The following is a 23,846-nucleotide window of genomic DNA, read 5'->3' on the forward strand; positions in this document are numbered from 1 at the left end:
ATCGGTTCGATCGTGGCGTGGCTGGCATCGGACGAGTCGGGCTTCTCGACCGGTGCGGACTTCTCGCTGAACGGCGGTCTGCATATGGGCTGACGGGCGGCGGCGCGCGCGGCCTGGAACCGTGCGCGCCGCCACTTGCCGGACACGAACCGGCGGCAACGCTCTTTTGCGTCCACGCAAGACACGTTTGCTGCCACCGCAGTAAGGTTTTGCGTTTAAAGGCGTTAAATGACCACTACTACTACAAAGAAACCCGCCGAACGACTCATCAAAAAGTATCCAAACCGTCGGCTGTACGATACGGAAACGAGCACCTACATCACGCTTTCCGACGTGAAGCAACTTGTGCTCGACCAGGAAGACTTCAAGGTCATGGACGCGAAGTCCAATGACGACCTGACGCGCAGCATCCTCTTGCAGATCATTCTGGAAGAAGAGAGCGGCGGTTTGCCGATGTTCTCGTCGGTGATGCTTTCGCAGATCATCCGCTTCTACGGCCACGCCATGCAGGGCATGATGGGCACGTACCTGGAGAAGAACATCCAGGCGTTCATCGACATCCAGCAGAAGCTCACCGACCAGAGCAAGGGGCTCTATGACGGCAACGCGCTCAATCCGGAAGTGTGGTCGCAGTTCATGAACATGCAGGCGCCGATGATGCAGGGCATGATGACGAGCTACATCGAGCAGTCGAAGAACATGTTCGTGCAGATGCAGGAACAGATGCAGTCGCAGGCGAAGACGATGTTCAACACGTTCCCGTTTCCGACGCCGACGGTGCCACCGTCGACGGAGAAGAAGTAAATCCGGCTTCAGGCTGGCGGGCGCGGATTCGCTTGTAAACCGCGTCCGTCTTGCGCCAATCAAAAGAGCTGACGTTGCGGTATTTTTTGCCGGTCATCGCCAAGCCTGTGAGGCGATGACTGACCGATCGTCGAACGGACCAAACCCCCGGCGAAAATTCGGTCACTGTCCGCCAAACAGCCGCTTGTGCGGCTGTTTTCATGTGTGCGCCGGGCAGGATGCACTCACTGGGAGGGTGCAAGTCCTCTACACACCCGGCAATCCGACGTTCGAACCAACGGAAAGGGTTTCTGCGCTGCTGGCAAATTTGCGGCGCCGATTGACGACGCCATGAAAAAACCGCCCGAAGGCGGTTCAATCCGTGCTCCCGTCACACGGCTCAATGCAGAGCCACGCCGACGTTCTGCTGCATCAGCAGTTCCGCATGCGCGCCGGCGTACTCATACCCGCCATGCGCGACAGCGCCCAGGTGCAGCCCTAGCACATCACCGATGCCCGCAAACGACGTGCTCGGCAAATCCACATGCTCCGCCGCCTTTCCATCCCTCACCGGCGCTTTGGCATCGGTGGCGAAGAGCGCCGGCTCGCTCCAGTCCAGCAAGTCTGCAAGCGACAACCGGGCCGCGTTCTGCCCGATCAGCGCCGCCGCCGCAGGCGACGCAACCTCGAACGTATAGTGATTCGACGCAGGACTTTCGCTGAAACCGTTGCCCGCAGCAAACGCGCTAAAGTCGTGCGCGCCGTTATCGAGCGGGGCCGCTTTGAAGATCCACACGCCGTAGTTGTTCACCGTCGTCGACCCGATCGGCACGCCGTGGTCTGTCACCGTGATGACGTCGCCCGCGTGACCGTAGCCGTTGACCATCGGCGACCGGTCGTCGGTTGCGGCGCCCGCTGGAACGTAGCCCTGGATTGCGCCGACGCCGTCCAGCACGCCGACGATCAACGGCCGCTCGGCCGCCGGCAGCGGGTCCGGCGCGATGTTGACCGCATACGTCGACGATGCCGCGCTCGCCACGCCAGCCGAAGAGGTCGCCTGCGCGAAGAATTCATGCGCGCCGTCCGCGAGCGGTTTGGCCGGCGTCACGCTCCACTGTCCGTCGCTGCCCACGACGGCCGATCCGATCGTTCCGCCGTGGCTGTCGCGCACCGTGACGACGTCGCCCGCCCGGCCCGCGCCGTGAAGTGTTGGCGTGGCGTCGTCGGTCGTGCCGCCTTCCGGGACGCTCCCCTGGACCGCGCCGACGTCGTCCAAGACGTGGTCGATAGTTGGAGCCGGCGGAGCCTTCGAATCGATCACAATCACATAGTGTTCCGACGCCGGGCTCGCGACTTGCCCGGTGCCCGACGCAACCACGTCGAACACGTGCCTGCCGTCTGCAAGCGCTCCCGTGGGCGCGAACGTCCAGATGCCGTTTGCGCTTACGAGCGTCGAGCCGATCGGCGCGCCGTTGTCCGATACGGTGACGATGTCGCCCGCGTGGCCGCTGCCGATCAGCATCGGCCGCGTCTCGTCCGTCACGCCGCCGGTTGCGACGTTGCCCGCGATCGAACCGGCGTTGTCGATCACGTGCGTAATGGCGGGCGTGGCGGCGGTGAGCGGCGGGACGATCCTGATCGCGTATGGTCCCGACATCGCGCTGTAGTCCCACGTCGCGTTGTCGACTGCGACCGCGGTGAATTCATGCAGGCCGGAGCCAAGCGGTTTCTTTGGCGTGAAGGACCAAAAGCCGTACTGGTCGGCTTTCGTCCAGCCGAGAAAATTCTCGCCGTCGTAGATGTTGATCGAATCGCGGGCATGGCCGATGCCTTCGATGGTCGGTGTGGTGTCGTCGGTCGTCCTGCCAGCGCCGACATTGCCCTGCACCGGCCCGAAGTCGTCATGCACGCCGGTAATGACCGGCGTCTGGGCGTTCGACACCGGTTCGGGCGCCAGGATGGAGATCAGGTAAACGTCCGACGGCGCGCTCGGGCCCTGTCCGTTGCCCGAAGCAATGGCCGTGAACTCATGCTTGCCCTGATCGAGCGATACCGACGGCGTGATGGACCATTTGCCTTTTGCGTCCCGGACAACCGCCGAGCCGATGACCTTGTCGCTTTCGTAGACGGTGATGACGTCGCCATACTGCCCCGTGCCCGTGATCGAAGGGAGCGGATCGTGGGTGTTGCCGTTCGGCGCGATGTTGGTGTGGTCCGTTCCGTCGACGACCCACGTGATGACCGGCGGTGTGCGCACAGGAGTCGGCGCGATGGTGATCGCGTAATGGTTCGAAGTGGCGCTCGCCGACAGCATGTCGCCCGACGCGGTTGCCGAGAAATCGTGTGCACCCTCGCCGAGCGGGGCGGTCACCTTGAAGCGCCAGTGTCCGCCCGCGTCGACCGTGACCGAGCCGAGGACCTTCGCGTTGTCGCGGATGGTTACGATGTCGCCCGCGTGGCCGATGCCGTTCAAAACAGGCGCGGCGTCATCCGTTCTGCCGCCCGGCGAGACGACGCCCGTCACTTCGCCGGCGTTGTCGTAGACATTTGCGATTTGCGGCGCCTGAGCGGCCGGCCACTCCCTGATGAGCACGAAGTCCGCGGACGCCGCGCCGGAGGTCAAGCTCTGAGCAGCCCACCTGTTCTCGCCCGAGGCGAGGCTCTTGGTGGTATAGCTCCACGTTCCATCGGCATCGACGACTACGGACGCCACGGCGCCCGCGCCCGGGCGGCCCGGGTCCGGGCGATGGCCGGCGTTGTCGTAGAGGGCGAGCACGTCGCCGGGCGTGCCGGTGCCCTGGATCTTGAAGTACCAGTTGCTCGTATGGCCCATGTTCGATTGCACCGCGCCGGTGGTGGTGTCGAGGGCGCTCGTGATCACGGGATGCGCGAGCGGATCGACGACGGTGAGCGCGAAATGCCTGGACTCCTGCGGCGGCTGGCTGGCGACGGCGGGCGCCACGGCCGTGAAGTCGTGCGCGCCGCCCGCGAGCGACACGGCAGGCGTGGTCCAGGTGCCGCTCTGGTTGACCAGGGTCGAGCCGATGGTCGCACCGTGGTCGCGGATCATCAGGAGGTCGCCGGGCCGGCCGTGGCCGCTCAGCGTCGGCTTGATGTCGTCGGTCAGGCCGTTGGCAGCGATGGCGCCCGTCACCACGCCGAAACCGTCTTCGACGTTGTCGATCGAGGGCGGCGCGGACATCACGATGGAAAACTCGATGCCGTTGGACATCGCGCTGGCGCTCTGGCCGCCGCCCGTGGCCGTGGCCCTGAACACGTGGGCTCCCGGTTCGAGTTGCGTTGCGGGCTTGACCGACCACATGCTGTCGGGCCCGACGACGGCCGATCCGATCAGGATCTTGTCCTCGTACACGTGGATCGTGTCGCCGACCCGGCCGTAGCCGTGGATCGCGGGCTGGAGGTCGTCAGTAAAGGCGCCTGCGATAATTTCACCTTTCACCGGTCCGAAGTTGTCCGTCGCGCCATAAAGGATTGGCGGATGCGCAGCAGTGGCCGAGGTGAGGTTCAACGGAACGACGCTGCTGAACGGTGTCGACGCAAGGCCGTGGTTGCCGTCCGAATCGGAACAGGTGGCGACGAGCCTGTGAGTGCCCGCCTTGAGCGCCGCGGCGACCTTGATCGACCAAAAGCCGGTTGAATCGACCGAGACGGCACCGATGCGGCGCGCCCCGTCATACAGTTCCAGAAGTTGCCCCGGCACGCCGGTACCGGTGACGTAGGGATTGGCACTATTGGAATTCGAGCCGGAGAGAAGGGCGCCCCCGACGGACGTAATGCTCGTGATTGCCGAGCTGGCATTCATGCTGGACATTTTTTGTTCTTCCTGTTTGATGAACAGATTGATTGCTTACACCACGGTATGTCTCACCCCGGTGCCTCTCAAGCGTCGTGACGGCATGAACGGTTCGTTAGCCTGGCCACGCTAAGATTCTCGGACGAGGCACGGGGCAAGCGACACGCGATAATTCCTATTTATCGGGGATTGGAGACGATTCCGATTGGCATAAGCCGCGCGACCTTGTATCCACGCACGCCGCTATTCCAGCCTGCGCGCGTACTCGCCGCCGAAGCGGGCGATATACGTGCTCAATCCGCGCCCGGCAAGCGCGAGCCGTTTCATTTCATCGACGTGAATGGGTCCCGGCGAGTCGTAGTCATAGAGATAGGTGGCGCCGCCATTGAAGCGAATGACAATTGCATTGCGCTGGATTTCATACGCCTGAATGCCGGAATTTCCCGCGAGATTTTGATAGTCGCGCATGTGCATTGCTTCCGTAATAGCGAACGCGCGTGCGGCAATAAAAAGCGAGCCGCACACGCATCCCGTATACTTCCGGCTTCAAAATTTTTTTGCGTGCCCTGCTAAAGTTTCGCGGGGCCGTGCCGAAATAGCATTTATGGAAAAAGACAACGATCCCCTCTTCGAGTCCGACGATCCGCATTTTCAGCGCGCCCGGGCATTGAGTTTGAGCGTCGGCGCTATTCGAAGGGCGCAAGGCAAGGCGAGCCCCAACGATTTTCCGGTCGGCTCGATAGAATGGCACGTCGCGGTGGAAGATTTTGCGAACGACGTGCTGACCGCGCTCATGGGCGACACGGATTTCGCCGACCTTCAATTCGGCCACGCGAATACCGGCAAGTAATCCGCCGCCGGGTTTTCACGCTTCACAGCTTCACGCCGCCGGCTTCCGGCGCGTCGATGCCTTCCGGCGGTACCGCGCCGGTTTTGCTTACGTCATCGGTCCAGTACGGCTCGCGTCCGTAGTGCTGATGCACGGAGCTCGCCCACTGCTTGTCGACCATCGACGGCCACGCGTTCTTGTCGAATCCCGGCGAATTGCGCACCTGATCGGAAGTCGCCGCCAGCCGGAAACACTTGTGGTCGGTATCGAGCGTAAGGGCGCTCCACGGGATCGCAAGCAGCTTGTCGCCGATGCCGAGAAAGCCGCCGCTCGACAGCACCGCATACGCGACGCGCCCGCGCCGCACATCCAGCATGATTTCCTTGATCGATCCGACGTCGTCGCCGTCGCTGCTGAGCACGGTGTTGCCGTCGATCGTGCTCGCCGCCATGACGTCGGGGCCGGGGCCATCGGCTGTTGCTGCGCCCTTGCCGACGATGTTCGCTTCGCCCGAAGCGGGGGATGCCGGGATGTTCATGATGTGCTCCTCGATGAGATGACGGACGCGCTGTCCGCATGATCCCGATCGAGCAACGGCCGTTCCACGACGGCTCGCGACAATAAGCGTATTGATTCGAACGGCCGTCTCGCATTCGGAAATGAACCGATTTCTTATTCACGATAATCAAGAAAGTCGACCGGGATAATTTCGACAATGGAAATGCCGGATTCACATCGATAAATCCGATGATGAGATTCATCGACAAACAAATTCTTGACGAATTGCTTTAGCGCGACAACAATAAATCCATTGAATTTATGCTTGTATTCTGCCCGCGCGCCTGTGTACGTCGTTCGCGACGATTCTTTCCAAGCGCTGACGGTATTCCTGAGTATTCACAAATCATTTAACCGGATGCGATTGGAAAATCGAGCCGGTCCGCCCAATGATTTCCGGCCGCGCAAACACACGTCACGTAAAACCCCGCGCGATAAAACCCCCGCCAAAAGGAACGACGATGCAAGAACCCGAGTGCGACGCGGCATCGATGCTCGCCGTATCCGACCTGGCGTTCTCGCGCGGCGGCGAAACGGTTTTCAGCGACGTCAGTTTCCACGCCGATTCGGGCCAGGTCCTCCAGATACAAGGCCCGAACGGCAGCGGCAAGACCACGCTCCTGCGCGTGCTCGCGGGCCTGCTGCGTCCCGCGGCCGGGACGATTCGCTGGCACGGCGGCGATACGCGAAAACGCGCGTGGGAATGGCGCCACTCGCTCGCGTATGTCGGCCATGCGAACGCTTTGAGCCGTGATCTCACCGTCGTCGATAACCTGCGCTTCGCGGCGCGCCTGGGCGCTGCCGTCGCGTGCGATACGGCCGATGCGCATACCGCCTACCGCGTGCTCGGACGTCTCGGGCTCGCCGCCTGCGCCAACCGGCTCGCGGGCGCGCTGTCGCAAGGGCAGCAGCGGCGCATCGCGATCGCGCGTTTGCTGCTCGAACCCAAGCCGTTGTGGCTGCTCGACGAGCCCGCCGCCGCGCTCGATCCCGAATCGGCGCGGCTCATCGCGGCGTGCATCGAGGAGCATGTGGAGCACGGTGGCATCGCGGTGATGACGGCGCACCGTCCCGTCGATACCGCCGCGACGCGCTATTTTTGCTTCGAGCGGACCGGGTCATGCCTCATCTGAGCGCGTGTGCGTGTCGCCGCCGCATCGGATCGCGGCGGGCCGCTTGCCGCGCCAGATTCCGCCGACGCCCGGCCCGGCCTGACCTCGTACTTGCCGCAATCGCGCGTCGCGGTGGTTCGCGCACAAATCGCAATGCTTGCGATGCCGCTTTTCGCCGCGTCGCGGACGCCGGACTCGACGGGCGACGGGGTTGCGCCGACCGTCGGCGTTTCCTCATGCCCGCCGTACGCCACGACCGCAGCACTGCAAGCGCCCACGAACGCAGGCGTGACCCACGCCGGGCGCTTACCGGACGCCGCCGGGTTTTTTGCTAAGCTCGCCGTTAGTCCATCCGGCGCGTCTTTATGTTCGATTTCGATTTCGAGGAATTGCTGTCCATCGCGTACAAGAAGGAGCGGACGTTGAGCCGCCGTCTGTCGAAGGGCGCATCGATTTCCGCGCACGACGCGCTCGTGAAAACGCTCGAAAAGGCCGCCGGCGCGCAGTCGCTCGGCGAGTTGGTCCACGCGCGGCGGCTGGCGAGGGCGAAGGCGCACGAAGCGTCGAAGGCGTGCGGGAAGCGGCCCGCGCGGGCGCTCAGGCCGAAGCACAACCATGACCATCCGCCCGGCGCGTGGCTCGCCTGGTTCGACGGCTCTGCGCTCCCGAATCCGGGGCGAATTGGCATCGGCGCGTTGCTGAAGAGTCCGCACGGCGACGTGCTCGAAATCAGCGCGGCGGCGGGGCAGGGCGACAGCAGCAAGGCCGAATATCTCGCGCTGATTTCCGTGCTCGAAGCGGCGCTGCTTCGCAAAGTGGAGACGCTCGTAATCTACGGCGACAGCCGGGTCGTCATCGACGACGTGCAGAAGAGCCCCGGCGCGCTCGCGCTCGCGTCGCACGCGGCGCAAGCGCGGCGACTGATCGACGCCATCGGTGACGTTCGTTTGCACTGGATTCCGCGTGCAAAGAACGTGAGCGCGGATGCGCTGTCGCGTCAGAGAAGCTCGCGCACATCCATCACGGGCGCCGAACCGAACGTCTCGCTCAGCGCGTAATCCACCAGCTTTTTCGCCGCCTGCACGGGCGTCGCGAGCAAGCCCTCGCGCTTGAGCGCATCGAATTTTTCGCGCAACGGGAAGCGTTCGAGCCCGGTCGAGCGAATTTCCCCTTGCATGTCCGTATCGACGACACCCGGCGCGACGCTCGCAATCGAGAGCGCGCGGTTGCCGTCGAGCGCGACGGCGCGCGCGTGGTGGTCGAGCGCGGCCTTTGTCGCGCAGTAGATGCTCCAGCCTGGGTACGCGTTGCGCGCCGCGCCGCTCGACACATGCACGATGCGGCGATCCTGCGCATCGGCGCTCGCGACGGCGAAGGCGCTTGCAAGCATGAGCGGCGTCGCGACGTTCAGGCTCACCGCGCGCGCGATTGCACCGGCGTCCTGCTGCTCGAGCGTGCCGACCGGCTGCAGCATCCCCGCGTTGTTGATGAGCAAAGCCGTTTGCGCGCCCGCGACGAAGCGCTGCAACGCGTCGCCGGCGAGCCAGCTTTCGACGCGCGCCAGATCGGAGAGATCGAGTTCCACTTCTTCGAGCTTGGACCGATGACGCTTGGCGAGAGCAGCGTTTTTCGTGCGCGCGATCGCAAGCACGCCGATGCCGCGCGTCAAGAGTGTTTCTGCGATCGCCTCGCCGAGCCCGCGTGTGTGGCCGGTGACGATCGCTTTGGTGGTTGAGATATTCATGTCGTTCGATTCACGCTGCCGCAAGCGACCGCTCGAGCGCCGCGACGCCCGCCGGCAGATCGACCGCGACGCCGAGACACAGCATCGTGCGCCCGAGCGCGTGGACCGTGCGAAAGAGGTGATGCTCGCGGCATTGCTCGCCCATCTGCCCGATCCGCACGATCGGCGCGCCGAACGACCCCGCGATCTCCACATGATGATGCCGCGAGATATGCGCGCAGACATCGGCGCCGGAGAGACCGTTCGGCAATTCGATTCCGACGACCGAGTTCAGCCGGCTCTCACGCGCCACGTAAAGCTTCAGCGACATCGCCTCGATACCGGCCTGCAGCGCGTTCGAGCACTTCAGGTGACGCGCGAAACGCCGCTCCAGCGTCTCCGCGCAGACGAGTCGCAGCGCCTCGTGCAGCGCGAGCACGCCCGAAACCGGCGCCGTGTAGTGATACGACGCGTTGTGCCAGAAATTCTCCGCGAGCGATGCGTCGAGACACCAGTGCACGGGCGGCGCGGGACGGGACTTGATGCGCTGCCAGGCGGCGTCGGAGAAGGCGAGCAGCGAAACGCCCGGAATCGACGACAACCCTTTCTGGCCGCCAGTAATCACCGCGTCGATGCCCCATTCGTCCATCGGCAGCGGCATCGTGCTGAGCGTGCAGACCGCATCGACGACGACCAGCGCGCCTGCTTCACGCGCCAACGCCGCAATAGGCGCTAGATTGCGGTTCCACACCGTATTCGACGTCTCGCCCTGCACAATCGTGACGATCTCCGGCCGAAAGCGCGCGATCGCCGCTGCGACTTCGTCGGCATTGGCGGCGCGGCCGCTCTCGATCTTCAGCATTTCGACGTTTGCGCCTACGCGCCGCGCCATCTCCGCCATGCGCTCGCTGAAGAAGCCGTTGCACACGCACAGCACTCGGGTGCCTTGCCACGCGAGGTTCGTGACCGCCATTTCCATCGCCGCCGAGCCCGGGCCCGCCACGCCCATGACCCATTTCGACTGCGTCTGGAACACGTAGCGCGACATCGACTTCACCTGCCCGATGACGGTCGCCATCGTCGAGCCCAGGTGATTGATGACGACGCCGTTTGCCTTCGCGACGGCATCGGGGATCGGAACGGGGCCGGCGCCCATCATCAGCAGCGGTTCTTCGGGAAGGATTGACGAGAGCGGGACGACGGCCGGGCAGGGGATCTTGCGGGAATCGTGGGGCAGGTCGAGCGAGACGGAATCGTTTTTCATGGCTTTTTTTACCTACATGACGAGCGGGAGCGAATCACCTGATTATTGGAAATGTCAGCGTAAAGTGAAATGCACAGTCGCTGGTTATTTTGTAGGAAATTGTTCTGAGCTATTTGATGCGTACTGAACATTTGAGTCGCAATATTCCGCAAACGATCGTTCTCTATGTAATCTAATTGTATGGAAAACGTTGGATTTAACCGACGGGCGTAAGGAATCATTCATTTCGCAAATGAAAATGACTATCATTCGGGCAGCTAGTCCCATGGATCGCGTACAACGAACTGGAGGAACGGCAATGCCAATCAGCACGAACGCCCGCCATCGGCACTTCATCTTCGCGACATCGCTCGCACTCGCCGGCGGAGCGGCAAACGCGCAAAGCTCGGTCACGCTGTACGGCGAACTCGACGCCGGTCTCGCCTATGTCAACAACGTCGGGGACCATTCGCAGTATCGGCTGACCTCCGGCGTCATCGATGGCAGCTACTGGGGCTTGCAGGGTTCCGAAGACCTCGGCGGCGGCGCGAAGGCGATCTTCCGCCTGGAGCGCGGCTATTCGGTCGCGACGGGCGAGGGCTTCAACGATCACCCGTACTACGTCGGCCTCGGTACGGAGACGCTCGGCACGCTGACGTTCGGCCATCAATACGATTCGATCCACGATTACTTCGCGCCCTTCACGCTGACGGGCGGCACCGGCGGCACGGCGTTCGCGCACGTCCTCGACAACGACAACGCCAACAACTCGTTCCTCGCCGCCAACTCGGTGAAGTACACGAGCGAAAACTACGGCGGCTTCAGCTTCGGCGGCCTGTACGCATTCTCGAACGCGGCGGGGCAGTTTGCGAACAACCGCGCGTACAGCGTCGGCGCGAACTACGCGATCGGCCCGTTCACCGCCGGCGCCGCGTATCTGCACAACAACGGCCGCGGCAACACGACGACAGGCGCTTACGATTCGCTCACCCTGCCCGGTGCCGACAACACCGTCTTCGCGGCGAACGTAGAGCGGCAGAACACGTTCGGCGTCGGTATGAGCTACGTGATCGGCGAATTCACTCTGGCCGGCGCCTTCTCGCGCTCGATCAATTCGGGCGTGACCAATGCCGACACGGGCGAAACGGCCTCGTCGATCGCGCTGAACAACTACGAAATCAACGGCGTGTTCCAGTTGACGCCGTCGATCCAGCTCGCGGGCATGTACGTCTACACCAACGGCAACGGCGCGCACTGGCACCAGGGCGCCGTGCAGGCCGACTACCTGCTCTCGAAGCGCACCGACATCTATCTCGAATCGATTTATCAGCGGGCGTCGTCGGGCGCGCCGGCGGTGATCAATACCAACGATCCGTCGAGCGGCCGCAATCAGTTGATGATCGCGACGGGCATCCGGCATCGGTTCTAACGCTGCTTTTTGGGGCACGGAAGGGCGCGAATCTGCTAGCGTTATGGTCTGTTTTTGTCACGGATGAAGGTGACGCCATGTCGCTGCAGACCTTTTCGCTCTTCGTGCCCGCGTGCTTCGCGATCAATATGGCGTTTGGGCCGAACAACGTGCTGTCGCTGTCGAACGGCGCGCGCGACGGCGTGCGCATGTCGGTGCTCGCGTCGTTCGGACGGCTCGTCGCGTTTGCCATCATGATCGCGATCGCGGGGCTCGGGCTCGGCGCGTTGCTGCTCGCCTCGCAGACGCTTTTTACCGTGATCAAGTTCGCAGGCGCGGCGTATCTCGTGTGGATCGGCGTAAAGCTGATCCGCTCGGGGCCGGCGCTCGTCGCCTCGAATAGCGCGGACGCGAAGAGCGATGGCGCGCCGGGCAAACTCGGCAGGCTGGCGAAGCAGGAATTCTGGGTCGCGGCGGGCAATCCGAAGGCGATTCTCGTGTTCACGGCGTTTTTCCCGCAATTCGTCGACCGCTCGGCCTATGCGATGAGTTTCGCCGTGCTCGGCGCGACGTTTTTGCTGCTCGAACTGGTCGCGATCGCGATTTACGCGGCGCTCGGCGCACGACTCGGCTCGGTGACGAACGGCGCGCGCGGATTCAAATGGTTCAATCGCGTGAGCGGCGCGTTGATGATCGGTTTCGGCGTAATGCTGGCATTCGTGCGGCGTCCGGCGAGTTAATCCGATTCATTTGCTTATAATCATTGGTTATCGGGTAAGCGAATATCTGACCGCATAGAGGCATTCCCCGAGTGAGCCTGTCTATATTCAAAACAAAATGCCGCTTTCGGTAAATCGCATTAACCCTGCGATTTACTGAATGTAATCGACAGCGTGGAGCGATCCTCTGTCTGTTTCCTGAAAGTCAATGCTGCGCGTCCGCTGCCGGTATCGGGCGCCACGATCTGAACGCCAATGAAATTCAAATCCCTCCAGGCTGCGCCATCGCGGTCTCGTCACTCGAAAGCCTTACAACCCGTAACGCAATAGTCGAAAATTGTGTTTTGCGCGGGGGCGCGCGGTCGTCGTTCGGCCTACTGTTGAGATAATCGCTCCTTTCGCGCGCGACGAATATCTGCGGCAATCAACATGCGATTTCGCGTTTCAACGTGCCCAATCCGCTTTCGGCACCGCTCATTTTCAAGAGATTCAATAGATGACCCATTACTCGTCCGGCCCGTCGCAGACGCGCTCATTCAAGATGGTTTTCCTGATCGAGATGTGGGAGCGTTTCGGTTATTACGGCATGGCGGCGCTGCTCGTGCTGTTCATGATCGACAAGGTCGGTTTCACGGATGAACACGCCAACCTCACGCGGGGCGCGTTCACGGCGCTGGCGTACGCATCGCCGTCGATCGGCGGCTGGATCGGCGACAAAATCCTCGGCGCGCGCCGCACGATGACGATCGGCGCGCTCGTGCTCCTGTTCTTCGTGTTTCACCAGCAGATGTCGACATAGCTGACGCTGTTCGCGCTGCGCAACGTCGATCCGTCGTTTTCGCTGTTCGGCGTGCATCTGTTCACGTGGAGCGCCGCGCAATTCCAGGCACTCAATCCGATCTGGATCATGGTGATGAGCCCGCTGCTCGCGTTCGCCCACACGCGCTTCGCGCAACGCGGACGCGACATTCCGATCGCCGCGAAGCACGCGCTCGGCTTTCTCGTCGTCGCGATCGGTTTCTTCGTGTTCGGCCTGAGCGGGCGCTAAGCGGTGGAAGGGCGCGTGTCGTCGTGGTTCATGGTCGGCGGCTACGGGCTGTATTCGCTCGGCGAGCTCCTTGTCTCGGGTCTCGGCCTCGCGATGATCGCGCGCTACGTGCCCGCGCGCATGAGCGGCTTCATGATGGGCGCGTATTTCGTCGCGACGGGCGTGTCGCAGTGCCCGGGGAGCGTCGTCGCGAATCTCGCGCGCGTGCCGGCCGGCAAGCTCGACCCGCTGCGATCCCTGCCGATGTACACGCAGCTCTCTTCGGTCTCGGCTGGCTCGCGGCGGGCGGGGCGTTCTTCGCCGTGGTGTTGCTGCCGCTGTTGGACAAGCTGTCGCGCGAACATCAACGTTGCGTCGATGCCGCCCGCGACGACGATGAACGCTTCGCGCCCGGCAAGCCGGTGTCAGCGTCCTGATCGCGTTGTTCGGGTGGGTGTGAAGTTTCATTTGCGCCCGGCGTCGCATTTCAGCTATAATTTAATTCTTCAGACGCGGGGTGGAGCAGTCTGGCAGCTCGTCGGGCTCATAACCCGAAGGTCGTAGGTTCAAATCCTACCCCCGCAACCAAGATTCAAAGCAAAAAGCCCGGCTCATCGAGTCGGGCTTTTTGCTTTGCTGCGCGCGCTCCGTCGACGCGCGTCACGCCTGTTCCAGAAACTCACGGCGCCACAAACACGAAAAGCCTGCATGACACTTGGGTCACGCAGGCTTTTTGCATTCTTGATCCACCGCGGCGGGCGTCAGATTACGACGGCAGGCCGGGCATGGACTTTTGGCGCGAATCGCTCGATGTACCGGAGAGGGCGGCGCACGGCAAATCAGCGGGAAGAGAACCTCAAAACCACCGTTTGCTGCTTGCTTGGCCTCGATCCAGGACGGCGATCAGGCGCCTTGCATCAATAAAACTTCTTCGGCAACTGGGCGCGACGGATCTGCTTGCGCAGGCGAGCGACAGCAGCAGCTTTCTTGCGCTTGCGCTCGGTGGTCGGCTTTTCATAAGCCATGCGCGATTTGAGTTCCTGAATCAGGCCCGTGCGTTCGACGGTACGGCGAAAACGGCGCATCGCGACGTCGAAAGGCTCGTTCTCTTTCAACAGTACTTTAGTCATTGAGTTCTCGGTTGATCTGGCCCTGCCAGAAAATAGGACAAAGCGCAATTGTACACTTTTTGAGAGCCGAACTGAACCGTCATCGGACGCAGGACGCTCGGTACGGCTCAGGATTGACATCGTATGTCGTTGAATGGAGACGAAAAATCCTGAATTACCCGCGTCAGAAGCCACGTGACGGAAGGCGTCGTGGGGTCGGCGTTTCGTTGTTCGCAGCGGGCTGGTCGAGTGTTACGTCGGATGCGGGGAGCGCTACGCACGGCAACACCCAGCCGTCGCGCTTTTCCTCCGCGGTGAGGCCTGGCCATTCGATCCGGTAGCGCACCTCGCCCTCGACCAGCCGGCACATGCACGCGCGGCAGGTGCCGTTGCGGCATGAAGCGGGGAGGCGGACACCGGCGCGCGCGGCGGCCTCCATCAGCGACGCGTCTTCGTCGACGTCGATCGTGCGTCCGAGCGGTTCCAGGCGAAGCGTGAAGCGGCGCGACGTCATGTACGCGTCAGTCGTCGAGCGTCATTGTCGCGCGGCCGTGCGTCAGGTCGCGCAACTCGACGGCGGCCGCTTCGCGCGACGCGAGCGGCATGCCGATGACGAGGCGCACCGTCATGTCGTAGGCGTGTTCGACGAGCTCGCACCCCTGCTGCTCGATCCAGCGGCGCACGCGAGCTTCGTCGGCGTAATCGATTTCGATTTTCAGCACGCCGCGCTCGATTCGCTCGATGCGTTCGGCGAACTGCATCGCGGTGGCGATTGCGTCGGTGTAGGCGCGCACGAGGCCGCCCGCGCCGAGCTTGATGCCGCCGTAGTAGCGCACGACGGCCGCCAGCACGCCATCAACTTCGTGATGGCGCAGCACTTCCAGTATCGGCCGGCCGGCGGTGCCGGAGGGCTCGCCGTCGTCGGACATGCCCGACTGGCCGCCCGCGAGCAGCGCCCAGCAGACGTGTGTGGCGCTCGGGTGGGCGGCGCGCAGGGCGTCGAGTTCGCGCATGGCGGCGTCGCGGTCCGCGACGGGAATCGCGAGCGCGATGAACCGGCTTTTGCGGATGTCGATCTCGGCAGTGACGGGGGCGGCTAGCGTGTAAGTCGACAAGGCGGGTGGAGCGTTGGGGGTGCGATTAAAGGGCGGCGTGGCACGGCGGCGGGTTTGCAGGCTTGGCCGGGCAGCAGTATCTGTCGATCGGCAAAACCAGCAAGATCAGCGAAAACGGCAAACTCAGCGGAAACGGCAAGTTCAACGAAAACGGCAAGTTCAACGAAAACGGCAAGTTCAACGAAAACGGCAAACTCAGCGGAAACGGCAAGCTCCGCGAAAACGGCAAGTTCAGCGAAAACGGCAAGTTCAACGAAAACGGCAAGTTCAACGGAAACGGCAAGTTCAACGGAAACGGCAAGTTCAACGGAAACGGCAAACTCAGCGGAAACCGCAAACACAGCGGAACCGGCAAGCTCAGCGGAACTGGCAAGCTCAACGAAACCAGCAAGCTCAGCGAAGTTGGATCGCCTGGCGCTCGCGCCGGCCAACCAGGCAGTTCGCGCCCAGCAGGTCAGCACACGTCGCTAGAACACAGATGGAGCCGAGGCCGCTCAATCCGCCATGTTACCGGCAAACCCAACCACGCCCTCAACCCTCACCGGCATCGCCCAACCCCCGCTGCATCAACACCGTATCGACCCATTTCCCATGCTTGAACCCGACCTTGCGCAGCACGCCGACATGCTCGAACCCCAACCGCGCATGCAACGCGATCGACCCCGCGTTTCCGCTGTTGCCGATCACCGCGATCAACTGCCGCCAAGGCCCGGCTTCGCACCGCTCGACGAGCGCCGTCAAAAGCGCGAGCCCGATGCCGCGCCCATGCATGCCATCGGCGATATAGACCGAGTCTTCGATCGTGTGCCGATACGCCGAGCGCGCCCGATAAGCCGTCGCGTAAGCATATCCGGCGACCGCGCCATCGACTTCGGCAACGAGATACGGCAATTGCGCCGCGACGACCGCCGCATGGCGCGAGCGCATTTCATCGGCGCCGGGCGCGATTTCCTCGAAGGTCGCGAGCGCGTTTTCTACATAGTGCGCATAGATACGCGCGATCGTGTCGAAATCGGCCGGCGTCGCGTCGCGAATCGACGGCTCGCGCGTCTCAAATGCAATGCGTGTGTTCATCGATCGAATCCTGAATCGTGGGACAGGAAGGCATGCTCAAAGCCTCCGGATTTTCGCACGACGCAAAGCCGCCGGCCGACGCTTAAAAAAAGCGTGCGCCGGCCGTGCGGCAGCCCACCAAACGCACGCATTTTCGCTAAAAGAAACCATTGAGTCGCGCGGGCACGGGCCTCTACACTAAGTCGTTTGAACTGGGCTTCAATCGTTCCGCCGAAAGGCCGCCGGGCGGGAGTCAATACCTAAGCGGGCGCGAGGCGGCGGGGATCAGGATGGCATTTGCGTCGCGGGGATGAATTGCAACGTTTCGCGGCGCAGGGCGATAACACGCAATGAAAAAACTACGACGCTCGAGCCTGGCGGTGTTTCTCGCCGTCATCGTGCTGGCCGCGGCACTCGGGCCGGCCGCACTCGGCTTGCTGCTCGCCCAGCGCACCATGCGCGATCAGGAAGCCGAGCGCCTCAACCGCGTCGCCGATGCCGCGCTCATGCGCGCCGAAGACGTGACGCGCCATCTGTCGAGCGCGCTCGGCGAGATCGCGCGTGTGTCCGACCAGCCGTGCTCCGCCGGCTATCTGCAGGAACTGCGCCGCATCGCGCTCGAACACCGCGCCGTGCGCGACGCCGGCGCCTTCGATCACAGCGGCCGCTGGCAATGCTCGTCGATGCTCGGCGCCGTCGCGCTCGATGCGCTCGGCGGCCGCACGCTCCCGCCGCCCGACTGGCGCGGCCACGATGGCGTCATCGCGTGGTTCGGGCTTTTGCACATGCCGGGCGGCGACGAGTCGCTCGTGTTCGGTCGCGATGGGTACTACGTCGCGGCCGACCCGTCGGCGTATGTCGGCGGGAAGGGCGTCATGAAAGTGAGCAGCCTCGGCGTGATCAACACGGAAGCGAGCCGCGTCATTGCGACGACGCCGAGCAGCGATCCGACCGCGATGCTCGCGCTCTACCGCCAGCCGCCCGATCCCGCCGCCGATGGCGACCCGCCCTACGTCGTGCGCCGCTCGATGACGATGCCGATCGCGGTCGTCGTGAGCGCGCCGCGCGAGGCGCTGCCCGAGCGTCTGCGCAGCCTGCCGTGGGGCTGGATCCTCGGTGGCGTCGCGGCGGGCGTTGCGCTCGCGGGCTGGGCGGCGTTCTTCATCGTGCGTCACATGTCGCCGCGCGGGCAACTGAGCGACGCGGTGCGGCGGCACCAGTTCATCGTCGCGTACCAGCCGATCGTCGATCTCGCGACGCGCCGCTGCGTCGGCGCCGAGGCGCTCGTGCGCTGGAAGCACCATAACCGCATCGTGCGGCCCGATCATTTCATTCCGCTAGCGGAACACCGCGGGCTGATCCAGGCGATCACCGATCAGGTGCTCGATACCGTGCTGCTCGAACTCGGCGATTTTCTCAAGCGCTACCCGGAGTATTACGTGTCGATCAACCTGAGCGCCGCCGATCTCACGACACCGCGCTTTCTCGACAAGCTGAAGCCGTCGGTCGCGCGCCAGAAGGTGCGGCCGGAGCAGATCCGCATCGAGGCGACCGAGCGCGGCTTTCTCGACGCCGAAGCGGCCAAGGAAGTGATCAACGCGTTTCGCGACGCGGGCCACCCGGTCTACATCGACGATTTCGGCACCGGCTATTCGAGTCTCTCGCACCTGCAGAACTTTCACGTCGATGCGCTGAAGATCGACAAGTCGTTCGTCGATACGATCGGGCAGGACGCGGCGTCGAGCAGCGTGGCGTCGCACATCATCGAGATGGCGGCGACGCTGCAGGTGCAGGTGATCGCCGAGGGCATCGAGCGCGAGGAGCAGGCGGCTTATCTGCACGCGCGGGGCGCGCAGTTCGGCCAGGGGTGGCTGTTCTCGCCGCCGCTCACGGCCGCCGAGTTCATCCGGTATCTGGGCAAGACGCGCAAGGGTTGAAGCGCGAGCGTTGAAGCGCCCCGGACGCAACGCGTGTACGCTTTACGCCGCCGACCCACTTCCACGAGCGCCGCCATGAACGACCAATCCGCCACGACCTTTCTCAACGACGTGCGCCATCCGCTTCTCGCTCTGCACCGTAGCGTGCTCACCGAACTGCGCGCGAAGCACGAGGCCGAGTTCGGGCCGGTGTCGCCGGGGGAGTTCCTGCAGATCGTGATCAACGGCAGCGCATATCGCTGGCTTGCGCCGCTCTCCACGGTGATCGCCGCCCTCGACGATGTCCTCGATGACAAGGAAGCGACCGCTGAAGGACGCATCGAAGTGGCATCGGCGGTAGTCTCGATGTTTTCCGCGAAGACGCGCGACCCCGCTTTCGCCGAAAAATACCTCCCGCTGTTGCAGGACAGCCCCGAGATTGCGGTGGCGAACGGCCACGTCGTGCAACTCGTGCGCGCCGCCGGGCCAGGGAAGGGCGATTGAGTTCTATCGAAAAAGCGACCTAAAACCTGCGGATTCCGTACGCTCGGCGTCTGCGGGTTTTCATGACTGCCTCGCGGACCGCGCCTTGCCGGATAAAGCGTTGCGCCCGCCCGCGACTCCCTTCATGCCGTGCTGCGCCGCAATAAAACCGTCCCGTCGCATTTGAGCAATTGATTTTCGCTTGCGACTATCGGCGCCGATCGCTGAAGTTTCAAAGATTTCAGGCGATGCCGATTCGAAAATCAGACGGAGACGCACGTGTTCCTATACGGCTACGGCCCGTTGCTCCTGGCGGGCGCCAAACAGACTATCGCGCTCGCGGTGTTATCCCTCGCGGTATCGGTCGTGCTCGGGTTGCTCGGCGCGTTGGCGAAACTGTCGCGGCATGCGCCGCTGCGCATCGTCGCGACCGCCTACACGACGCTGATCCGCTCGGTTCCGGATCTCGTGCTGATGCTGCTGCTCTTCTACAGCATCCAGATCGCGGTCAACAATCTCACCGATGCCTTCGGCCTCGAACAATTCGACATCGATCCCTTCACGGCGGGCGTGCTCACGCTCGGCTTCATCTACGGCGCGTACTTCACCGACACGTTTCGCGGCGCGTTCCTCGCTGTGCCGCGCGGACAACTGGAAGCAGGCAGCGCCTACGGCATGAGCGGCATGCGCGTGTTCGGCCGCATCCTGTTCCCGCAGATGATGCGTTTCGCGCTGCCGGGCATCGGCAACAACTGGCAGGTGCTCGTGAAGGCGACGGCGCTCGTGTCGATCATCGGTCTCGCCGATATCGTCAAGGCCGCGCAGGACGCGGGCAAGGGCACCTTCAACATGTTCCTCTTCATCCTCGTCGCCGCGCTCGCCTACCTCGCGATCACGACGGTATCGAACGTCGTGCTGATGCTGCTCGAACGCCGCTATTCGATCGGCGTGCGGCACGCCGAACTCTGAGCCAGGAGCGCCGACCATGATCCAGATCCTCGCCGAATACTGGCGCCCGTTTCTCTACTCCGACGGCATGCGCGCGTCGGGCCTCGTCATCACGCTGTGGCTGCTCGTGGCATCGATCGCGCTCGGCTTCGCCGCGGCCGTGCCGCTCGCATGCGCGCGGGTGTCGAAGAACCGCTGGCTCTCGACGCCGGTGCGCCTCTACACGTATGTGTTTCGCGGCACGCCGCTCTACGTGCAGCTGCTGCTGCTCTACACCGGCATGTACAGCCTCGAATTCGTGCGCACGCATTCGCTGCTGGAAGCGTTTTTCCGCAGCGGCATGAACTGCGCGGTCCTCGCGTTCGCGCTCAACACCTGCGCCTACACGACCGAGATCTTCGCCGGCGCGATCCGGGCGATTCCGCACGGCGAAGTCGAAGCGGCCCGCGCCTACGGCATGGGCACCTTCACGATGTACCGCCGCGTGATCCTGCCGTCCGCGCTGCGCCGCGCCTTGCCTCTCTACAGCAACGAGGTCATCCTGATGCTGCACGCGACGACCGTCGCGTTCACGGCGACCGTGCCCGACATCCTGAAAGTGGCGCGCGACGCGAATTCGGCGACGTATCAATCGTTCGAATCGTTCGGGATCGCCGCGCTGATGTATCTCGCGATATCGTTCGCGCTGGTCGCCGCGTTCAGGCGCGCCGAGAAGCGCTGGCTCGGCTATCTGGACGCCGGCCGCCGCTGATCTGCGGCTAGAATCACATTGCTTTCACCAGTCATCACCCGGGAGAACGAGTTGGAGCCAACCGCCAAAGACGCCGCGACGAAACTCGTGGCAGCAGACATCCACAAGCGCTACGGCGACAACGAAGTGCTCAAGGGCGTTTCGCTTGCCGCCAAAGCGGGCGACGTGATCAGCATCATCGGCGCGAGCGGATCGGGCAAGAGCACGTTCCTGCGCTGCATCAATTTTCTGGAGCGGCCCAACGCGGGGCAGATCATCGTCGACGGCGAGCCCGTGCGTACGAAGGCCGACCGCGCGGGCAATCTCGACGTCGCGGATCACAAGCAACTTCAGCGCGTGCGCACCAAGCTCGCGATGGTGTTCCAGCACTTCAACTTGTGGTCGCACATGACGGCCATCGAGAACGTGATGGAAGCGCCGATGCACGTGCTCGGCCTCTCGAAGAAGGAAGCCGAGGACCGCGCGCGCACGTATCTGGAGAAGGTCGGTCTCGCGCCGCGCATGGAGAAGCAGTATCCGTCGCACTTGTCGGGCGGTCAGCAGCAGCGCGTCGCGATTGCGCGCGCGCTCGCGATGCATCCCGACGTCATGCTCTTCGACGAACCTACTTCCGCGCTCGATCCGGAACTCGTCGGCGAAGTGCTGAAGGTGATGCAGAAGCTCGCGGAAGAAGGGCGCACGATGATCGTCGTGACCCACGAGATGGGTTTCGCGCGCAACGTGTCGAATCACGTGATGTTCCTGCATCAGGGACGCACCGAGGAAGAAGGCGCGCCCGCCGAGGTCCTCACTTCGCCGAAAAGCGAGCGGCTCAAGCAGTTCCTCTCCGGCAGCCTCAAATAAGCCGGTGAGCGTCAATCCAGGCGCCCCGTCGAAGCCGATCACAGTTGCGATCGTCGCGTTGCCGCCGTGTTCTATGAGCGGCATCGGCCCGATCGTCGACAGCCTGCATCTCGCGAACGAAATCGACGGCCATCTGCTCTACGACTGGACCGTCTGCTCCTGGGACGGCCGTCCCGTGCCGCTCGCGGGCGGCGCGCAGCTTCCTGCCGATGCCGCTTTCGGCGACGCAATCCAGTGCGACTGGCTGATCGTCGTCTCGGAGCGCTATCAGCAATTCGCCGACTACCGGCTCTTTCTCGCGAGCCTCGCGCGCGTCGCGACCCGCACGCCGCTCGTCAGCGGCATTCACCACGGCGTGTGGTGGCTCGCGATGGCGGGGCAACTGAGCGCGTATCGCGTCGCAGTGAACTGGGAGACGTTCCAGCAGTTCGCCGAGCAGTTCGAGCGCTCGATCGTCACGCAGCAGATCTTCGAAATCGATCGCGACCGCGCGACGTGCGCGGGCGGGCAGGCCACCGTCGATTTCATGCTCGCGATGATCGCCCGCGAGCACGGCCGCGATCTGTCGGAGCGCATTGCGGATTCGCTCGGGATCGGCGTGTTGCGTGCAGGCGAGGAGCGTCAGCGCATTCCGTTCGTGACGGCGCCCGGTGAGCGGCATCCGCGGCTGAACGACGCGTTGCAGTTGATGGAAGCGAATATCGAAGACCCGCTCGCGACCGATGAAATTGCGGGGCTTGTCGGGATTTCGCGGCGGCAACTGGAGCGCCTGTTTCGACAGTATCTCGGCGCGATGCCATCGAAGTATTACCTCAACTTGCGCTTGACCAAGGCGCGCACGCAATTGCAGCGCTCGAGCAAATCGGTCGTGCAGATCAGCCTCGCGTGCGGATTCTCATCGGCGGCGCATTTTTCGAATGCGTATCGCGACCGGTTCGGCGTCACGCCGCGTGAAGAACGCCGGAACTGGATCGAGAAGCATCGCGGTCAGGGAAGTGACGAGCCGCGCGGCGGGGCGTTGCTGGAGTCTCGTTGACGCTGGTAACGCGCAGCGCAAACCTGCCGATACTCCACAAACCATGTCGCGAACGCGCAAGACGAAACCCGCGACATTACCTAATATCGACAGTAACGCAGCAGCAGCACGAACCAGACAAAGGAGTAGCTCATGACCGACATCAACGTAACGCGCGGCACTTTCGACGAAGTGATGGTCCCTGTATTCGCCCCGGCGAATTTCGTGCCCGATCGCGGCCTTGGTTCCCGCATCTGGGACACCGACGGCAAGGATTACGTCGACTTCGCCGGCGGCATCGCCGTCACCGCGCTCGGCCACGCGCATCCCGAACTGCTGAAAGTGTTGCATGAGCAGGGCGAAAAGCTCTGGCACATCGGTAACGGCTACACGAACGCGCCGGTGCTGCGTCTCGCAAAACGCCTGACCGACCTGACTTTCGCCGATCGCGCCTTCTTCGCGAACTCCGGCGCCGAAGCGAACGAAGCCGCGCTGAAACTAGCGCGCCGTTACGCGATCGAGAAGTTCGGTCCGGAGAAGATCGAGATCATCTCGTTCACGCAGTCGTTCCACGGACGCACGTTCTTTACCGTCAGCGTCGGCGGCCAGCCGAAGTATGCGGAAGGCTTCGGCCCGCAACCGCAAGGCATCCGCCACTTGCCGTATAACGATCTCGCGCAGGCGCGTGAAGCGATCGGCGAGAAGACCTGCGCGGTGATCGTCGAGCCGATCCAGGGCGAAGGCGGCGTGCTGCCCGCCGATCCGGCGTTCCTTCAAGGCTTGCGCGATGCGTGCGACCAGCACGGCGCGCTGCTGATTTTCGATGAAGTGCAGACGGGCGTCGGCCGCACCGGTTCGCTCTACGCGTACATGCAGTACGGCGTCACGCCCGACATCCTCACCACCGCGAAGGCGCTCGGCAACGGCTTCCCGATCGGCGCGATGCTGACGACGAACGACATCGCCGCGCACTTCAAGGTCGGCGTACACGGCACGACCTACGGCGGCAATCCGCTGGGCGCATCGATCGCGGAGAAGGTGGTCGAACTGATCAGCGACCCGAAGTTGCTCGCGGGCGTCGCTGAGCGCAGTGAGGCGATCAAGGCGCATCTCGTGCGCATCAACGAGCGTTTCTCGATCTTCAAGGAAATCCGCGGCAAGGGTCTGCTGATCGGCGCCGAACTGACCGATGCCTACAAGGATCGCGCGAAGGACGTGCTGAACGCGGCGGCCGCGAATGGCGTGATCATGTTGATCGCGGGGCCGAACGTGCTGCGCTTCGCGCCGTCGCTCGTCATGCCGATGGCTGATCTCGACGAAGGCTTCGAACGTATCGAGAAGGCGATCGGCGAAGTGGTCGGCGTCGCTGAAACGGCGCGCTGATTCAAGTAGAGCAA

Annotated in this window: 23 protein-coding genes, 1 tRNA gene and 2 pseudogenes; 17 read left to right on the top strand and 9 right to left on the bottom strand. The window is 63.4% G+C overall.

Going from position 1 to position 23,846, the window contains the following annotated elements; all coding sequences use genetic code 11:
• Positions 1 to 93, top strand: a pseudogene (locus tag AWB67_RS39635) (beta-ketoacyl-ACP reductase); the annotation flags it as partial.
• Between the two features lie 135 nt (positions 94 to 228).
• Positions 229 to 804 carry a polyhydroxyalkanoate synthesis repressor PhaR gene (phaR, locus tag AWB67_RS22805; protein WP_087658499.1) on the top strand — a complete coding sequence of 192 codons (576 nt, stop codon included), beginning with the start codon at positions 229 to 231 and terminating at the stop codon, positions 802 to 804.
• A gap of 379 nt (positions 805 to 1,183) precedes the next feature.
• Here phaR and AWB67_RS22810 read toward each other — a convergent pair whose 3' ends face one another.
• Positions 1,184 to 4,615 (bottom strand): Ig-like domain-containing protein, encoded by a 3,432-nt coding sequence (locus tag AWB67_RS22810; protein WP_087658500.1) that lies wholly within the window; start codon positions 4,613 to 4,615, stop codon positions 1,184 to 1,186.
• A 225-nt stretch (positions 4,616 to 4,840) separates the two neighbouring features.
• Complete coding sequence (locus tag AWB67_RS22815) at positions 4,841 to 5,065, bottom strand: hypothetical protein (RefSeq protein WP_087658544.1); 225 nt, start codon at positions 5,063 to 5,065, stop codon at positions 4,841 to 4,843.
• Here AWB67_RS22815 and AWB67_RS41925 point away from each other — a divergent pair.
• Positions 5,064 to 5,447, top strand: coding sequence for a hypothetical protein (locus AWB67_RS41925; RefSeq protein ID WP_235025262.1), 384 nt, complete (start codon positions 5,064 to 5,066; stop codon positions 5,445 to 5,447). The genes AWB67_RS22815 and AWB67_RS41925 overlap by 2 nt on opposite strands.
• A gap of 22 nt (positions 5,448 to 5,469) precedes the next feature.
• Here the strand turns inward: AWB67_RS41925 and AWB67_RS22825 are convergent, their stop codons facing one another.
• Positions 5,470 to 5,964, bottom strand: coding sequence for a PRC-barrel domain-containing protein (locus AWB67_RS22825; protein WP_087658502.1), 495 nt, complete (start codon positions 5,962 to 5,964; stop codon positions 5,470 to 5,472).
• 481 nt (positions 5,965 to 6,445) lie between these two features.
• Here AWB67_RS22825 and ccmA point away from each other — a divergent pair, with 481 nt between their 5' ends.
• Both ccmA and AWB67_RS22835 read left to right on the top strand, forming a co-directional pair.
• A complete protein-coding gene (ccmA, locus tag AWB67_RS22830) occupies positions 6,446 to 7,117 on the top strand; it encodes a heme ABC exporter ATP-binding protein CcmA (protein ID WP_159964907.1) in 672 nt (223 codons plus the stop codon).
• A gap of 344 nt (positions 7,118 to 7,461) precedes the next feature.
• Positions 7,462 to 8,154: a ribonuclease HI family protein gene (locus AWB67_RS22835; RefSeq protein ID WP_087658504.1), complete on the top strand. Its 693-nt coding sequence runs from the start codon at positions 7,462 to 7,464 to the stop codon at positions 8,152 to 8,154.
• Here AWB67_RS22835 and AWB67_RS22840 read toward each other — a convergent pair.
• A complete protein-coding gene (locus AWB67_RS22840; protein WP_087658545.1) occupies positions 8,094 to 8,840 on the bottom strand; it encodes an SDR family oxidoreductase in 747 nt (248 codons plus the stop codon). The two genes, AWB67_RS22835 and AWB67_RS22840, sit on opposite strands and share 61 nt — an antisense overlap.
• A gap of 10 nt (positions 8,841 to 8,850) precedes the next feature.
• The gene (locus AWB67_RS22845; protein WP_087658505.1) at positions 8,851 to 10,083 is read right to left on the bottom strand and encodes a pyridoxal-phosphate-dependent aminotransferase family protein; all 1,233 of its coding nucleotides are present in this window, start codon (positions 10,081 to 10,083) and stop codon (positions 8,851 to 8,853) included.
• Positions 10,084 to 10,381: 298 nt separating this feature from the next.
• Here AWB67_RS22845 and AWB67_RS22850 point away from each other — a divergent pair, with 298 nt between their 5' ends.
• From AWB67_RS22850 to AWB67_RS22865, 4 genes and pseudogenes are all read left to right on the top strand, one after another.
• Complete coding sequence (locus AWB67_RS22850; protein ID WP_087658506.1) at positions 10,382 to 11,491, top strand: porin; 1,110 nt, start codon at positions 10,382 to 10,384, stop codon at positions 11,489 to 11,491.
• A gap of 77 nt (positions 11,492 to 11,568) precedes the next feature.
• Complete coding sequence (locus AWB67_RS22855; RefSeq protein WP_087658507.1) at positions 11,569 to 12,210, top strand: LysE family translocator; 642 nt, start codon at positions 11,569 to 11,571, stop codon at positions 12,208 to 12,210.
• Between the two features lie 475 nt (positions 12,211 to 12,685).
• A pseudogene (locus AWB67_RS22860) lies at positions 12,686 to 13,653 on the top strand (POT-type proton-dependent oligopeptide transporter).
• A 74-nt stretch (positions 13,654 to 13,727) separates the two neighbouring features.
• Positions 13,728 to 13,804 (top strand) — tRNA-Met (locus AWB67_RS22865).
• Between the two features lie 329 nt (positions 13,805 to 14,133).
• Here AWB67_RS22865 and rpsU read toward each other — a convergent pair.
• From rpsU to AWB67_RS22880, 3 genes are all read right to left on the bottom strand, one after another.
• Positions 14,134 to 14,346 carry a 30S ribosomal protein S21 gene (rpsU, locus tag AWB67_RS22870; protein WP_006999077.1) on the bottom strand — a complete coding sequence of 71 codons (213 nt, stop codon included), beginning with the start codon at positions 14,344 to 14,346 and terminating at the stop codon, positions 14,134 to 14,136.
• A 163-nt stretch (positions 14,347 to 14,509) separates the two neighbouring features.
• The gene (locus AWB67_RS22875; RefSeq protein ID WP_087658508.1) at positions 14,510 to 14,839 is read right to left on the bottom strand and encodes a 2Fe-2S iron-sulfur cluster-binding protein; all 330 of its coding nucleotides are present in this window, start codon (positions 14,837 to 14,839) and stop codon (positions 14,510 to 14,512) included.
• Positions 14,840 to 14,846: 7 nt separating this feature from the next.
• Positions 14,847 to 15,440: an IMPACT family protein gene (locus AWB67_RS22880; RefSeq protein ID WP_087658509.1), complete on the bottom strand. Its 594-nt coding sequence runs from the start codon at positions 15,438 to 15,440 to the stop codon at positions 14,847 to 14,849.
• A 62-nt stretch (positions 15,441 to 15,502) separates the two neighbouring features.
• Between AWB67_RS22880 and AWB67_RS39640 the strand changes: the two genes are divergently transcribed.
• Complete coding sequence (locus AWB67_RS39640) at positions 15,503 to 16,039, top strand: hypothetical protein (RefSeq protein WP_125477643.1); 537 nt, start codon at positions 15,503 to 15,505, stop codon at positions 16,037 to 16,039.
• Here the strand turns inward: AWB67_RS39640 and AWB67_RS22890 are convergent.
• Positions 15,972 to 16,514, bottom strand: coding sequence for a GNAT family N-acetyltransferase (locus tag AWB67_RS22890; RefSeq protein ID WP_087658511.1), 543 nt, complete (start codon positions 16,512 to 16,514; stop codon positions 15,972 to 15,974). The two genes, AWB67_RS39640 and AWB67_RS22890, sit on opposite strands and share 68 nt — an antisense overlap.
• Before the next feature lie 329 nt (positions 16,515 to 16,843).
• Between AWB67_RS22890 and AWB67_RS22895 the strand changes: the two genes are divergently transcribed.
• The 7 genes from AWB67_RS22895 (at position 16,844) to AWB67_RS22925 (ending at position 23,832) form a co-directional block, all read left to right on the top strand.
• Positions 16,844 to 18,430 carry an EAL domain-containing protein gene (locus AWB67_RS22895; RefSeq protein ID WP_087658512.1) on the top strand — a complete coding sequence of 529 codons (1,587 nt, stop codon included), beginning with the start codon at positions 16,844 to 16,846 and terminating at the stop codon, positions 18,428 to 18,430.
• 75 nt (positions 18,431 to 18,505) lie between these two features.
• Positions 18,506 to 18,913, top strand: coding sequence for a magnesium transporter CorA family protein (locus tag AWB67_RS22900; RefSeq protein ID WP_087658513.1), 408 nt, complete (start codon positions 18,506 to 18,508; stop codon positions 18,911 to 18,913).
• 258 nt (positions 18,914 to 19,171) lie between these two features.
• Positions 19,172 to 19,861, top strand: a complete 690-nt coding sequence (locus tag AWB67_RS22905) for an ABC transporter permease (RefSeq protein WP_087658514.1) — start codon at positions 19,172 to 19,174, stop codon at positions 19,859 to 19,861.
• 16 nt (positions 19,862 to 19,877) lie between these two features.
• Positions 19,878 to 20,591 (top strand): ABC transporter permease, encoded by a 714-nt coding sequence (locus tag AWB67_RS22910; RefSeq protein WP_087658515.1) that lies wholly within the window; start codon positions 19,878 to 19,880, stop codon positions 20,589 to 20,591.
• Positions 20,592 to 20,642: 51 nt separating this feature from the next.
• Positions 20,643 to 21,434: an ABC transporter ATP-binding protein gene (locus tag AWB67_RS22915; RefSeq protein ID WP_087658516.1), complete on the top strand. Its 792-nt coding sequence runs from the start codon at positions 20,643 to 20,645 to the stop codon at positions 21,432 to 21,434.
• A gap of 73 nt (positions 21,435 to 21,507) precedes the next feature.
• Entirely contained in the window at positions 21,508 to 22,470 is a 963-nt protein-coding gene (locus AWB67_RS22920) for a GlxA family transcriptional regulator (protein ID WP_235025265.1), read from the top strand.
• 132 nt (positions 22,471 to 22,602) lie between these two features.
• Positions 22,603 to 23,832, top strand: coding sequence for an aspartate aminotransferase family protein (locus AWB67_RS22925; protein ID WP_087658518.1), 1,230 nt, complete (start codon positions 22,603 to 22,605; stop codon positions 23,830 to 23,832).
• Positions 23,833 to 23,846: the final 14 nt, after the last annotated feature.

Source organism: Caballeronia terrestris, from assembly GCF_001544515.1.
Taxonomy (GTDB): Bacteria; Pseudomonadota; Gammaproteobacteria; order Burkholderiales; family Burkholderiaceae; genus Caballeronia; species Caballeronia terrestris.

Bases quoted from the DNA above. Each gene is read 5' to 3' on its own strand.
- AWB67_RS41925 (WP_235025262.1), top strand. From the start codon at position 5,064: ATGTGCATTGCTTCCGTAATAGCGAACGCGCGTGCGGCAATAAAAAGC.
- AWB67_RS22895 (WP_087658512.1), top strand. From the start codon at position 16,844: ATGAAAAAACTACGACGCTCGAGCCTGGCGGTGTTTCTCGCCGTCATC.
- AWB67_RS22845 (WP_087658505.1), bottom strand. From the start codon at position 10,083: ATGAAAAACGATTCCGTCTCGCTCGACCTGCCCCACGATTCCCGCAAG.
- AWB67_RS22925 (WP_087658518.1), top strand. From the start codon at position 22,603: ATGACCGACATCAACGTAACGCGCGGCACTTTCGACGAAGTGATGGTC.
- ccmA (WP_159964907.1), top strand. From the start codon at position 6,446: ATGCAAGAACCCGAGTGCGACGCGGCATCGATGCTCGCCGTATCCGAC.
- AWB67_RS22850 (WP_087658506.1), top strand. From the start codon at position 10,382: ATGCCAATCAGCACGAACGCCCGCCATCGGCACTTCATCTTCGCGACA.
- AWB67_RS22855 (WP_087658507.1), top strand. From the start codon at position 11,569: ATGTCGCTGCAGACCTTTTCGCTCTTCGTGCCCGCGTGCTTCGCGATC.
- phaR (WP_087658499.1), top strand. From the start codon at position 229: ATGACCACTACTACTACAAAGAAACCCGCCGAACGACTCATCAAAAAG.
- AWB67_RS22890 (WP_087658511.1), bottom strand. From the start codon at position 16,514: ATGAACACACGCATTGCATTTGAGACGCGCGAGCCGTCGATTCGCGAC.
- AWB67_RS22825 (WP_087658502.1), bottom strand. From the start codon at position 5,964: ATGAACATCCCGGCATCCCCCGCTTCGGGCGAAGCGAACATCGTCGGC.
- AWB67_RS22840 (WP_087658545.1), bottom strand. From the start codon at position 8,840: ATGAATATCTCAACCACCAAAGCGATCGTCACCGGCCACACACGCGGG.
- AWB67_RS22815 (WP_087658544.1), bottom strand. From the start codon at position 5,065: ATGCGCGACTATCAAAATCTCGCGGGAAATTCCGGCATTCAGGCGTAT.
- AWB67_RS22920 (WP_235025265.1), top strand. From the start codon at position 21,508: ATGAGCGGCATCGGCCCGATCGTCGACAGCCTGCATCTCGCGAACGAA.
- AWB67_RS22900 (WP_087658513.1), top strand. From the start codon at position 18,506: ATGAACGACCAATCCGCCACGACCTTTCTCAACGACGTGCGCCATCCG.
- AWB67_RS22875 (WP_087658508.1), bottom strand. From the start codon at position 14,839: ATGACGTCGCGCCGCTTCACGCTTCGCCTGGAACCGCTCGGACGCACG.
- rpsU (WP_006999077.1), bottom strand. From the start codon at position 14,346: ATGACTAAAGTACTGTTGAAAGAGAACGAGCCTTTCGACGTCGCGATG.
- AWB67_RS22835 (WP_087658504.1), top strand. From the start codon at position 7,462: ATGTTCGATTTCGATTTCGAGGAATTGCTGTCCATCGCGTACAAGAAG.
- AWB67_RS22910 (WP_087658515.1), top strand. From the start codon at position 19,878: ATGATCCAGATCCTCGCCGAATACTGGCGCCCGTTTCTCTACTCCGAC.
- AWB67_RS22810 (WP_087658500.1), bottom strand. From the start codon at position 4,615: ATGTCCAGCATGAATGCCAGCTCGGCAATCACGAGCATTACGTCCGTC.